Here is a 12,814-nt window from a genome sequence, read left to right as displayed (position 1 = left end):
AAGAATTGCTTTTGCTGTGGTTATTTACTTTTATAACTCACCAATTCAATTAAACCAATGAAAGCTTGTTTTTTTACAACCACGGTGCTGGTATTGGCCTGCAATGCATTATTTGCCCAGGATAAGGTGATTAAAATAAATACGATAAAAGATAAAGACGCGCTGCTAAAAGCCATATATGTTTATCCCGATTTCACAGAAGGCAGGGTTCATTTAAAAGATAATTCCACCGTTGAAGCGTGGTTAAATTATAACAGGTTAAATAACGAGATCCTTTTTATTGGCGATAAAAAAGACACCCTGGCGTTGAGCAGTCCCGAAACCACCGATAATATCATTATTGGCAGCGATATATACTTTTACGTATCCGGTGTTTATGTTAGGCAATTAACAGCCTATCCAACAATAAATCTGGTTCAAAAATCAAGGTTACAATATATCGGTACCGAGAAAAAAGCCGACGGATATGGTTCCTACTCAAATGCATCGGCAAATGAATCTATCAGCAATGTTAAAAACGGGGTACAATCGCGGATTGGAGTTGATGAAAATCAAACTTATACCTTAAGCGATACTTATTATTTGTTCACACCATCTAAAAGCTTACTTCCTGCCAATAAAAAGAATTTCCTGAAATCGTTTTCCAAACATGAAAAAGAGCTTAACGATTATATCGGCACCAATAATATTAGCTTCGAAAAAAGAGAAGAGCTGGAAAAATTACTTCAATACGCCCAATCGCTTAATTAAGATATTCCCGCTGATATTTATTCCGGTAATCGATAGGTGATAGGCCCGTGATGCGTTTAAAGGTAGTGCGGAAGGCTTTATTATCCGTGTAGCCAACATTATACATCACTTCGTTCACATTATCCCGTGAGGTCTCCAGGCTTACTTTTGCGGCCTCAATTTTTACACGTTGAATATATTCGGCCACGGTATTGGCAGTTGCTTTTTTAAAGCGGCGTTCCAGGTTACGCCTGCCTAAAGCAAACATAGATGCCAATTGCTCTACGCTTATTTTCTCCTGGTAGTTTTTCTCGATAAATTCCTGTGCTTTTTTTATAGGATCGTCTGAATGATCTTTTTGTCCCTGGAAAATAATGAACGATGATTGGCTGGTACGCTCCATTTCAATAGCGAATACCTTTGAACTTAAAATGGCCATATCCCGGCCGGCAAACTTTTCTATCAGGTATAAAATAAGATTAAGATAGGAGAAAGCACCACCAGATGAGTATAAACCCTGTTCATCGGTAATTATCTTTTCGGTAACCAGGTTAACATCCGGAAACATGGCCCTGAACTGGTTGGCCGCCATCCAATGGGTGGCGCAGCTTTTCCCTTTAAGTAGACCTGTGGAAGCAAGCAGAAATGCCCCCATACATAAACTGGCCACCTCTGCTCCATTTTTATATTGATCAACTATCCAGGGGATGAAATCTTTATTGGTTTCAATGGCGGCGGTTATTTCGCCATCAAGCGCCGGGATAATGATCAGGTCGGTTTTTTTTACATCTCCAAATAAAACATCTGTATTAGCAGTAAAACATCCCCCGCTAACAGGAGTAGCTTTGGCTAAGCCAACCAGTTCAACCTTAAAAACAGGTTCTTTTCCCATCGATAAAAAAAACTGGTTTACCTGGGTTAACAACTGCCTGGAGCCTTCAAGGCTGCCCAGTATGGCACCTTTGGGCACTAAGATGGATATATGCTTCATATCTCAAAAATATAATAAAGGGCTGTTGCAAACAAGAGTTTAATTAAAAGCATAGGATTTCGTTTTAGGCATTCCTTATTATAATAATGTGTATTTGGGATGAAATACCTTATAGTGGTGACCGCAAAGATGGATCAAGCCAGGCTGTAGTTTTTTACATGGTTGGTACCTGCTCATATATTGTCCACAATTGCTCCGGTGTATTTTTTTTAGCCGTGAGGATAATTGGCGAATTTACCTTGCCATTATCATCGGCAGGGGTAACGTACAGATCGGTACCTTTCAACTTTATCATATAGGTGTCCTGTTTTACTTTAATGAACTCATATTGCTGGTTGGGCGCATTGGCTATAAGGGGCTGTTCTTCAAAAGGAACATCAGTGTTTGCCGGGGCAGCCGGTTGAAAGGTTTTATTGGTTAACAGGTTTTGAAGCTGGTAGGTATTACTGCCTGTGCTTTTGAAATTCCAGGTCATGCACTTCCAGTTTTCGGGGTAGTAGGCAACCAGTGGGGTACCGTTTTTTGAAGCCGCGTCTTTTACACGAAGCAGCATGCCCGTTTGCACGTTTTTAATAGCGTAGTTTCCTTTGATATCCTGGGCCGAGGCAAAACCCGACAGACTCATTAAAATAGCCAGCTGGAGCAAATACTTTTTCATGGTGAGGGGTAGATAGGTTAATAGGTAAACCAACGGTTAGTTTAATCAAATTGTTTGACAATTTATAAACTGAACCTACACAGGTTTGGCACGGGTGCATTTTGGGTGTTGGATTGAGATTTTTGATTGTTTTGAGATTTTGGAAGTGTTTTGTCATGTTTTTTTAGGATTTTTTGTCAGTAGCCAAAGGTGTTGTCATGCGTGGTGACAAAATGGCAAAAAAAATCTCAAATAGCTAAGGTGATTGAAATATAGCTTGCAGATAGCGTTTTTAGATTTGAAATGATTGCAAGAGCCGTATTTTAAGCCGGAAAATCATTTTCGACGTCTGTTTTTGAATTTTCAGGCAGAAAATTCAACCTTTTTCAGGAATGTCATGCTTTTGCGCGCCTGAATTTTACTTTTTTTTATTTTTTAAAATTTAGGTTGTAAAAACAAAGTATATTTTTTTCATTAGGCGGTAAGCGTCTTTTATTTTTTTCTTATCTCTTCACAATTTTTGTGATTCTTAAAAATCGACAATTTTAAAATTTCGCTTATTCTTCATTAAAAAGCGGCCCGGTTTTGTGGCATGTTTTTAGTCGATTCCTGTTCAGGAAACCGTAAATGTTTATCACTTAAGCCCATACATATTAGGGATTTATGCGATTAGCAATGTGCTTCCAGGAGCTATTAATAATATATAAATCACTTAAAAAATTAAAACTATGTTAATCGTATTAGAAGTTGCAGCCTTTTTAGCAGTTATCGTATTACCATTAATTCCAGCTAAAAAAGTTGCGAAATAATAAGGTATCAACCGTTGTCACAATTTATAAATCATTTTAAAAAATCAAGATCATGTTAATCGTATTAGAAGTAGCAGCATTTTTAGCAGTTATCGTTTTGCCTTTAATCCCGGCAAAAAAGGTTGCAAAATAATTTAAGCATTACATTTAGTTGTAAGCAAAAGATGGATAGCGTTTAGGCTACCCATCTTTTTTTGTTTTAAAGGTTTAGGTTTTTCATAGATGGTGTGTGGCAGCCTGCATCAATAACAGTAGTAAGGGGATGCTGGCCAGTAGCGCTGCACTTATCCAAAGTTGCTTTGATCGGCTCATTAGATTTTAGATATTCAATGATTCATGGTATTAACGCAGTTGTTTTTGTAAAACGCTTGCTTTGCCTGTTAATTGAATTTTAGCAGCGCTGTCTACCCGTTCGGCAATATATTGGCGGGCAGGGTTTTCATCAACGTTTAGGGTACTTTTGCCTTGCAAAGAATAACTAAGTGTGCCTATCTGATTATTTTTCAGGATATTTAAATACGAACTATCTTTAGCTATAACCGCCAGGCTCTTTAGGTGTAGTCTTTGAATGTTGTAGTTGCTGCCGTCTCCAACAATGAGTTTTAAGAAGTCGGCAGTACCCGGGTTATTGCCGATAGTAACATTCGCGTACCTGATACTTACAGATTTAACCTGGCTGCAATAAATTTTTACGATATCATTTCCATGGTTCCAGGTTGTTGCTGTGTTGTCAAACTTTCCGGTTACATGAAATGAAATAAAGAGCGTATCGTGTTTTACTGTGGCGTTTAGGTTGTCTTTTAATTCCTCAATGACACTTAGGCTGTTGCCGCTTTTCTGAGTGGCATTATTGCCACCTATCCACACGCGGGCCATCCATGTTTCAGATCTTCCTTCACCCAAATTCAGGGAGCCTTCAATAACAATATGTTTAAAGTCGGGCAGTCCGGGCTTGATTATGTAGCTGGTGTTATCTTGTGGGTACAGGTCCCGCACAAAATTGCCTTTTTGGTACTCGGCTTTTAAAATGAAATTATAGGCAAGCAGCGATACCGGAATACATGTAAATAATATGATAATTAGTTTGGTGCTGGTTTTCATTATAGTGATGTTAAATTACTTAGCTGATGTTGTTATTTATAAAAAGTTGGTATTGAGCCTGCAAATCATTGACTGGTATACCCAGTAACTTCATTTTTTTAAACAGCAGGGGTAATTCCTCGTCCATAAACTGTGCCCTCCTTGTTTTCAATATATTTTGCGCGGCATTAACCTGTGCAAAATATCCCATGCCGCGCCTGGTATAAATTATTTCCTGGCTTTGCAGGTATTCATATGAGCGCATCACCGTGTTAGGGTTCACTTCCAGCATAACTGCAAGCTCGCGCACAGATGGGATCTTTTGATCTGCTTGCCATACTTTAAGCTGTATTTTATCGCATACATAATCTGCTATTTGCAGGTATATAGCTTGTGTGTTGTTAAATTCCATAACCGGTTTACAATTCTTTTTCTTTAAGCCTAAACCAAGTGATCACCCATAAAAACGGGATGCTTATTATAAACAATAGTATAAATACACTTCTATATGGGTTGGTTATTACGATGCGGTATGATACATAATCAACTCCATTAAACTTTTTATTTACCACCCAGTTGTTAATTTGTATATCCGAGTAGGGGGTGGCCGACCAGATATTTGTCCATAAAGATTCTTTAGTAATTTTGCTTTCTACTATATTTTGTTTTGCATCATAGTAGGTCTCTTTTACGGTTGCGGCAATGGGGGTACCCGGATTTGTTTTTATAATTGACTTTGCCAAAAAAGGGTTTAAGATCAATGTGCCGAAAAATATGATCATTATCAATATAACCCCTTTTATGAGTACATAGCGTTTAAATAAAACAGTGGAAAATAACGCGGTGCTTTGAAATACCAGGAAGGTGAACAGTATACCAAATACTTTTTCATCGGCATTTATAAAATATAATGAATTTGGACGCCCAATAACATCATGCTCTACATAGTGACCTATAACTATTAAAGGATATACAACTACAAGGAAACAAACAGGAAATACAAGCATACTATAGATTGCTGCTACTGCCAGCTTCTCTAAAGCCGATGCCGGTAACATTAATACGTTTATGCCGGCGGTTTTTTGATTAAGCTGAGTTAATGTTGTTGTGGCAAAAACAAATCCGCTTGCCAATAGCCCTATAATCAATGTGTTTTCTTGTACGCGCCGTTCAAAACCCGGTGAACCTATAAGGTTAAATATTACTGTGGCCGCAATGATCCCGGCAATAGCCAATAATCCTAAAATATACAATTGTTGATTTTCGGCCCATTGCTTGCGGGTAAGTAACCATATTCTGTGTAGTGAGAATTGCATGTTGCTGTTATTAATTAAATTGTGAAAGGATCTGTTGCTTTTCGGTTAGTACGGCGTTAAAAAACATTTCCATATCCAGCCGTGAATGCTCCTGCTTATTATTTATTGCCACAACCGCATAGCCTTTTAAAGCCCCCTCACTGTAAATAGGGGTGGCTATTTCATCAAGGCTCATTACCTGTTTAAAGCTCAGTTTTTCGGTTATATGGTCAACCGGTTGGTGCAGGATGATCTTCTTATCTTCAAGAATCAATACAAAATCTATCAGGCTATCCAGGTCTTTAACCTGGTGCGTGCTGATGATGATCAGTTGATCTTCTTTAATGATGCCGGCTATTATTTTACGGAATTGTCTTTTGGATGGAATATCGAGGCCGTTTGTGGGTTCGTCCATCAATAAAACTTTTGCCTGAGTGGCCAACGCGAAACTGATCATCACTTTCTTTTTTTGGCCATAGCTCATGCTTTGTAATTTGTTTTCCACCGGGATTTCGAACTCCGTTAAAAACTGAAAAAACAAATCCCGGTTAAATTCGGGATAAAAGGGGGCGTAGATGTCAAGATAGCTTTTGATAGATACGTTGGGCAGGTAAATTTCCTCAGGCAATAAAAATACCTGCTGTAAAAACTCTGGCGAGCGATCTGCCGGGTTTTTACCTGCTACCTGGCAAGTACCTGCGTCAGGAAATAATAAGCCGCATATGTTATGTAACAGGCTTGATTTACCAGCACCGTTACGACCAAGCAAGCCATAAATATGCCCAGGCTTAAGGTGCAGATCAAGATTTTCAAGCACTGCCTGCTTTTTGTGGTATCCAAAGGTAAGGTTTTCAATATTAATCATGTTGGTTTGTGTTTTAGTGTACTACTAGAATAGTACACTGCAATAGTAGGCACTATAATTTAAAAATCCAAACTTTTCGCGAAAATTATTTAAAGAGGGACAGAGGAGTACTTGCCAGATAAGGATCTTAGGAAATAAAAAAGGTTACCAGAAAACTCCGGTAACCTTTGCACTGTTTAAAATAGTTTTTCTATTGTTCTAAAACTGTGATTTTTAATGATGATTTATTTTGTCCGTCGTGATAAATACGGTGGGTGGCTTTCTGGAAATCAGCATCGGTAGCCTGGTATATATCCACAAACTTTTGTGGGTTACGGTCAACCAATGGGAACCATGAGTTTTGCACCTGGATCATGATGCGGTGCCCTTTTCTGAAAGTGTGACCAACATCCGGCAAAGCGTATTTAATTTCGGTAACCTTACCCGGTACAAATGCCTCGGGTTTTTCAAATGAATTACGGAAACGGCCCCTGAAAACCTCGCCACGGATCAACATCTGGTAACCGGCAAGCGTTACGTTTTTAGGGTTAGGAATAGGGTTGGGGTAGGTATCCGGGAAAACATCAATCAGTTTTACCACATAATCGGCATCGGTGCCCGTTGTTGATGCAAACAGATCGGCCATTAAAGGGCCGGTAAGCGTCATATCCTCAGTTAAGGTATCAGTTTGATAAACCTTTACATCCGGTCTGCGGCCAGCAAAGCGCTGATCATCCAGCATGTACTCTCTTGTACGGCCTTTTTGAATGCCATCCTGGTATGGCACCGGCGCGTTAGGGTCACTTACATATTCATCAAAGCTATCAGTAGCGGTGGCCGGGCTGAAAGAAAGTTTGCCATCCGGCTGAAAGTAAAGCGTTTTTTCGGTGGTGTTTTTGGGTGGCCAGGTTTCAAATTTGTGCCATTGGTTGCTGCCGGTTACAAATATCGATGCTTCCGGTAAATCCATGGTGCCTTCGTCTTTTAGATAGTAATTAAAGAAAGGCAGTTCGATATTTTCGCGAAACCAGGCACTGGTGTTTGAGCCAAAGTTTTGATCGGCAAATAAAGTTCCATCTTTACTTTCCCAACCACCGTGAAACCACGGCCCCATCACCAGCATGTTTTTATGCGTTTGCGGATTTTGTTTCTCCAAAGCCTCGTAAATATGTAATGCACCAAAGCAATCTTCTGCATCAAAGAAACCGCCAACCGTCATGGTTGCAGGTTTAATATTAACGAGGTGCGGGCGAATGTTCATCGCTTTCCAAAACTCATCGTAGTTTGGATGCGACATCAGATCGTTCCAAAACTTGATAGAATCGCCCATATATTTCTTTTTGAAGTTTGGCAGAGCGCCCATTTCAAGGTAAAACTTGTAATTATCTTTAAATACAGGTTTGATGTTGCTTTTAAACTCTTTAGGAGTAATTGGTTTTGGGCGCGGAATGCCGAAGCCGGTATAAAAGTTAAAAGCATCCATCATCATAAAGGCACCGTTGTGGTGAAAATCATCACCTAAAAACCAATCGGTAACAGGAGCCTGCGGCGATACTGCCTTTAAAGCCGGGTGAGCGTTAGGCAATGAAGCTGATGAATAAAAGCCGGGATAAGAAATCCCTTCAATACCAACCCTGCCATTATTATTGGGCAGGTTTTTTACCAGCCAGTCAATAGTATCATAGGTATCGGTACTTTCGTCAGTATCGGTTTTGCTTTTTTTCTTGTCGATGATCGGGCGTACATCTACGTAGTCGCCTTCGCTCATCCATTTTCCGCGTACATCCTGGTAAACAAATATAAAGCCTGCCCGGGCAAACAGCATATTTTGGCCAAGGGTACGCCTGTATTCATTTTCGCCATAGGGTGATACCGTATAAGGCGTACGGGTCATCACGATAGGATATTTTTTGGATTGATCCTTGGGCAGGTAAATGGATGTGAACAGCTTTTTACCATCGCGCATGGTAATGTACTTTTCCATTTTGGTGTAATTTTGCTTGATGTAGGTGGAGTCTTCAGATGTTTGGGCGCTGGCGAAGGTACACCACATGGCAAGCCCTAAAAAGAGTAGCAATTGTTTCATAAGTCGGTCAGTCAGTTAATTAAACTGCAATTTAACAAATAAAGGCAGATTTGGGTAATTAATTGGTTGATTAAGTTTGAATAAGTTGATTGGGTTAAGTGACCCAGTTGATGGTAATAAAATCAAGTGAATTTTCCATAAATGCAAAGAATCAATCTTCAGGCAACCTAATCAACCTATTCCAACTCAATCAACTTAAAACTCACCTCCCTTCGTAAGCGTTCTGCAAATCTTTAACAATAAGTTTATCCATTTTCATCATGGCCTGCATGGCCCTTGCCGATCCCGCCTTATCGGCACCGTATAATACTTTACCCAGGGTGTCGGGTACAATTTGCCACGATAAACCAAATTTATCTTTAAGCCAACCGCAGCGCGATTTTTGCCCTCCTTCAGATAGTTTCTCCCAAAAGTAGTCAACTTCCGCCTGGTCTTTACAATCTACAAATAATGAGATTGCTTCGGTGAATTTAAACATTGGGCCACCGTTAAGCGCCATAAATTGTTGGCCGGCTAAAGTAAAAGTCCCCGTCATTACCGGGCCGTTTTCTCCGTGACGGGAGATATCGCCAACGGTGGCATCTTTAAATATTGAGGTATAAAAGTTTATAGCCTCTTCGGCCTGGTTATCGAACCATAAAAACGGGGTGATCTTTTGTTGAATTTTCATAATAGTTGTTTATTGATTTAAACAAATATACCCGCAACGCTATCATTTAATGAGGGGGTAATCAGACATTTTAAGGGGCTGTTTGCGAATTGAATATATACGTTAGCAGCCTCAAAAAAGATTGCTCAGGTTTTTCTGACTGTATTTAATCGATGCGATATTTTTTCGTTATGGTTATGATTTTAACAAAATTTAACATCATGGATATATTGGTTGCTTTTAAAGTTTATTCTTAATAATTCCATAACCGTTTAGTGTTGATGTGCGCATAGTCTCTTAACAGCGTCAAGGTAATTTTGTAGGAAAAATTAACTTAACAATGGAAAAAAGATTACTCAAAGTTTCTCGATGGTTGCTTATTGTGATCACTTCGGTGTTTGCATTCAGTAACCTATACGCCCAAAATCTGACGATCAGGGGTATAGTTTTGGATGATGCTAACCAGCCACTACCCGGCGTTAGTGTGATGATAAAAGGCTCAACTACCGGTACAGCAACCGGCATTGCTGGTAGGTTTACTATATCTGTCGAAAAAGGACAAACCTTAACCTTCAGGACTATTGGTTTTGCCGTTCAGGAAGTAGTTATCGGAACCGAAACTAATCTTTCTATTTCAATGAAGCCAGATACCCGGGCACTATCAGAAGTAGTGGTTACGGCTCTTGGTGTTAAAAAAGAGTTTCAAAAACTGGGTTATTCACAATCACAAATAAGAGGTGATGAGTTAACAACTGCACGTGACGCAAACCCTTTAAACTCCGTTGCCGGTAAAATTGCCGGTTTAAATATTGGTGCAAGCTCTGAGTTTGCAGGTGCGCCAACTGTAGTATTACGTGGTAGCAAAGACATATTATATGTTGTTGACGGCGAGCCCGTAGCATCAGATACTTATGACTTTAACGCCGATGACGTTGAAACATACACCGTATTGAAAGGCCCCAACGCGGCAGCCCTTTATGGTTTCCGTGGTATTAATGGTGCAATCATTATTACTACCAAACGTGGTTCAAAAGATAAAAAAGGCTGGCAGGTTGATTTCAACAGCACTACCGAATTAGAAAAAGGCTTTATAGTATTACCTGAAAGTCAAACAGAATACGGCCGTGGTACTAACTTTGGCTATAGCTACGGTAACGTATTATACGATAACACACAACGTTTACCAGAATGGGGTCCGCGTTTTGATGGTGTATTTCAAACTCAACAATATGATAGCCCTTATGATGCAACTACTGGCATCAGGCAAAAAACACCATGGCTGGCACGTGGCGCAAACAACTTTAACAACTTTGTGCAAACTGGTGTAACAACTACCAACGCCTTATCTGTTGCAGCCAGCGGATCTAACTACGATCTTCATTTATCATACGGTCACACTTATCAAAAAGGTGATTTCCCTAATACAGGTTTAAATATTGATAACTTCAAAATCGCCGCAGGTTACGATATCACATCTAAATTGCGTATTGAAGGCGACTTAAACCTGAACGAACAATATTCTCCTAACATCCCCGATGTTGATTATAGCCCGCAAAGCTATGTATACATGTTTAAAGTATACGGTTCTGCCGATTATGATGTGCGCGATCTTAAAAATGTTTACCAGGGCCCGCAGGGCGTTCCGGGATTACAGCAGTATGCCCAGGAGTATGGCCGTTTAAATAACCCTTATTTTGTGGCCGATAAATGGCTTAAAGGCAGAACAAAGCAAACCATTTACGGATCATTAAAATTAAGCTATAAATTCAATAAGGATTTAGCAATTAGCTTACGCTCGGCGCTCAATACTTATAATGAGCAAAATACCGAAAAAGTACCTGCAGGCGCTAACCTTAATCAATACCTGTCATGGTATACTTTTGGCTGGTATGGCGATTACAGACAAGATGACCGTAACCTGTTGGAAAACAACACTGATTTAACATTAACTTATAACCACAAATTTGGTGATTGGAATGTATCGGCATTAGCAGGTAGCAACGAAAGGTCATTTACTTATAACTCTGACTGGGGCACAACCCAGGTATTGGCTTTACCCGGTGTTTATAACCTAAACAACTCTGCAGGTAAACCATACATCTACAATTTTGATTCAAAAATGCAGGTGTATAGCGGTTACTATTCATTTGACTTAGGTTACAAAAACTACTTCAACGTAAATACAACCGGTCGTGTAGATAACCTTTCTACATTGCCTTCAGGTGCTAACACTTTCTTTTATCCTTCAGTTGCTTTAAGCAGTGTGGTAACAGACTATGTTAAATTGCCCGAGTTTATTTCGTTCTTAAAAATACGTGGTTCATTTGCCGATGTTAAAGGCGGTTTAACTTCACCTACAATTGGCTCATCTTATAATGCTTTACAATCAACAGCATTGGGTACAGGCTGGAACTCAAAACCGGTTAGCGGCTTGTTAGGTTACGGCTCTGAGTTGTATACCCCATACAACGGCCCAACTTATACCAACGCCTCACCTATCGCAACCGGTACTTTCTATAACGGAACCCCTTCGGTAACTTTATCAAATACCATTGCCAACCCCAAAATCAAGCCTTTTGATGTTCAATCATATGAGGCCGGTTTTGATGCCAAATTTTTAGGTAACAGGTTGGGTTTAAATGCTACTTATTTTACAACAACCAACGGGCCTAACATTTTCCAATTAGGTGTACCAACATCTACAGGTGATGCCAACCAATTGGTAAATGGTGTAACAACCAGCAAACATGGTATTGAAATTGAATTAATGGGCTCGGTATTGAAAAACCCTGATGGTATTAACTGGGATATCAATGCTAATTATGCAACTTACAGAGAAACTATTAAATCAATTTACGCAGGTCAGGGTACTCTACAGCAAAATAACCACAATTATGTAGTTGGCGATAGGCCAGATGCTATCTACGGTACTAAGTTTATACGTGATGGTAGTGGTAACATTGTGAACACCGCGGGTGGCTTACCTTTAACTTCACCAGGTGGTTTATCAAACCAGGGCTTATTAGGCTATGCTAACCCCGATTTCTCTTTTGGTATTACCAACACTTTCCGTTACAAAGGCTTTTCTTTGAGCTTCCAGTTTGACGGCCGCATAGGTGGTAAAATTTACGACAGAACTTACTACCAGTCAATGAATGGTGGTACTAACCTTGAAACGGCAACCGGAGCCTTTGGTGTTGCTCGTTTAGCTGAGTGGAACAGCACAAAAGAAGGTACGGTAGGTGCTACACCTTCATATGTTGGTGCTGGTGTGCATATTGTGAGTGGTACGCCAACTTACTCAGGTGGTCAGATCACCAACTTAAGCCAGTTAACATTTGCACCAAATACTACTGCTGTAACTGTACAAAGTTATGTATCGAGCGGTATTGCAGGCAACTTTGACGAGTACTACATGATCAGCCGTTCATATGCTAAATTACGTGAGGCTACTTTAAGCTACTCGTTACCACAAAGCTTGTTGAAGGGTACGTTTATCAGAAGAGCATCATTTGGTATAGTTGGTCGTAACCTGCTTTATTTTGCTGCACGTAAGGATATCGATCTTGATCAGTTTGCTTCTGGTTACAACGCGTCAGATCGTAGTTTGGTGGGTACCAATGGTGGCAGCGATCTGGAAAGCCCAACCGCACGCCGTTATGGATTCAACATCCACCTAACATTCTAATTATTT

General features: G+C 39.9%; 10 protein-coding genes. 2 read left to right on the top strand and 8 right to left on the bottom strand.

What is annotated here, in order from left to right; translation table 11 throughout:
• The first annotated feature begins 57 nt into the window (after positions 1 to 57).
• Positions 58 to 750, top strand: coding sequence for a hypothetical protein (locus FHS10_RS25920; protein ID WP_259096781.1), 693 nt, complete (start codon positions 58 to 60; stop codon positions 748 to 750).
• Here the strand turns inward: FHS10_RS25920 and FHS10_RS25915 are convergent.
• The 8 genes from FHS10_RS25915 to FHS10_RS25880 all read right to left on the bottom strand — a co-directional run bounded on the left by FHS10_RS25915 (position 743) and on the right by FHS10_RS25880 (position 9,141).
• Complete coding sequence (locus FHS10_RS25915; protein ID WP_259096779.1) at positions 743 to 1,720, bottom strand: GlxA family transcriptional regulator; 978 nt, start codon at positions 1,718 to 1,720, stop codon at positions 743 to 745. The genes FHS10_RS25920 and FHS10_RS25915 overlap by 8 nt on opposite strands.
• A 154-nt stretch (positions 1,721 to 1,874) precedes the next feature.
• Positions 1,875 to 2,378: an RICIN domain-containing protein gene (locus FHS10_RS25910; protein ID WP_259096778.1), complete on the bottom strand. Its 504-nt coding sequence runs from the start codon at positions 2,376 to 2,378 to the stop codon at positions 1,875 to 1,877.
• A 1,130-nt stretch (positions 2,379 to 3,508) separates the two neighbouring features.
• Positions 3,509 to 4,267, bottom strand: coding sequence for a hypothetical protein (locus FHS10_RS25905; RefSeq protein ID WP_259096775.1), 759 nt, complete (start codon positions 4,265 to 4,267; stop codon positions 3,509 to 3,511).
• A 19-nt stretch (positions 4,268 to 4,286) separates the two neighbouring features.
• Positions 4,287 to 4,658, bottom strand: coding sequence for a GntR family transcriptional regulator (locus FHS10_RS25900; RefSeq protein ID WP_259096773.1), 372 nt, complete (start codon positions 4,656 to 4,658; stop codon positions 4,287 to 4,289).
• A 7-nt stretch (positions 4,659 to 4,665) separates the two neighbouring features.
• Positions 4,666 to 5,562 (bottom strand): hypothetical protein, encoded by an 897-nt coding sequence (locus FHS10_RS25895; protein WP_259096771.1) that lies wholly within the window; start codon positions 5,560 to 5,562, stop codon positions 4,666 to 4,668.
• 10 nt (positions 5,563 to 5,572) lie between these two features.
• A complete protein-coding gene (locus tag FHS10_RS25890; RefSeq protein WP_259096769.1) occupies positions 5,573 to 6,406 on the bottom strand; it encodes an ABC transporter ATP-binding protein in 834 nt (277 codons plus the stop codon).
• Positions 6,407 to 6,596: 190 nt separating this feature from the next.
• Entirely contained in the window at positions 6,597 to 8,471 is a 1,875-nt protein-coding gene (locus tag FHS10_RS25885; protein ID WP_259096768.1) for a CocE/NonD family hydrolase, read from the bottom strand.
• A 202-nt stretch (positions 8,472 to 8,673) separates the two neighbouring features.
• Positions 8,674 to 9,141, bottom strand: a complete 468-nt coding sequence (locus tag FHS10_RS25880) for a VOC family protein (protein WP_259096766.1) — start codon at positions 9,139 to 9,141, stop codon at positions 8,674 to 8,676.
• Positions 9,142 to 9,460: 319 nt separating this feature from the next.
• Between FHS10_RS25880 and FHS10_RS25875 the strand changes: the two genes are divergently transcribed.
• Positions 9,461 to 12,808: a SusC/RagA family TonB-linked outer membrane protein gene (locus FHS10_RS25875; protein WP_259096764.1), complete on the top strand. Its 3,348-nt coding sequence runs from the start codon at positions 9,461 to 9,463 to the stop codon at positions 12,806 to 12,808.
• Positions 12,809 to 12,814: the final 6 nt, after the last annotated feature.

The organism is Mucilaginibacter dorajii (assembly GCF_024808255.1).
Classification (GTDB): domain Bacteria; phylum Bacteroidota; class Bacteroidia; order Sphingobacteriales; family Sphingobacteriaceae; genus Mucilaginibacter; species Mucilaginibacter dorajii.
This window is presented reverse-complemented; position numbering and strand designations above follow the sequence as displayed.

Coding starts and splice junctions, on each gene's coding strand:
- FHS10_RS25920 (WP_259096781.1), top strand. CDS start 58: ATGAAAGCTTGTTTTTTTACAACCACGGTGCTGGTATTGGCCTGCAAT.
- FHS10_RS25915 (WP_259096779.1), bottom strand. CDS start 1,720: ATGAAGCATATATCCATCTTAGTGCCCAAAGGTGCCATACTGGGCAGC.
- FHS10_RS25910 (WP_259096778.1), bottom strand. CDS start 2,378: ATGAAAAAGTATTTGCTCCAGCTGGCTATTTTAATGAGTCTGTCGGGT.
- FHS10_RS25905 (WP_259096775.1), bottom strand. CDS start 4,267: ATGAAAACCAGCACCAAACTAATTATCATATTATTTACATGTATTCCG.
- FHS10_RS25900 (WP_259096773.1), bottom strand. CDS start 4,658: ATGGAATTTAACAACACACAAGCTATATACCTGCAAATAGCAGATTAT.
- FHS10_RS25895 (WP_259096771.1), bottom strand. CDS start 5,562: ATGCAATTCTCACTACACAGAATATGGTTACTTACCCGCAAGCAATGG.
- FHS10_RS25890 (WP_259096769.1), bottom strand. CDS start 6,406: ATGATTAATATTGAAAACCTTACCTTTGGATACCACAAAAAGCAGGCA.
- FHS10_RS25885 (WP_259096768.1), bottom strand. CDS start 8,471: ATGAAACAATTGCTACTCTTTTTAGGGCTTGCCATGTGGTGTACCTTC.
- FHS10_RS25880 (WP_259096766.1), bottom strand. CDS start 9,141: ATGAAAATTCAACAAAAGATCACCCCGTTTTTATGGTTCGATAACCAG.
- FHS10_RS25875 (WP_259096764.1), top strand. CDS start 9,461: ATGGAAAAAAGATTACTCAAAGTTTCTCGATGGTTGCTTATTGTGATC.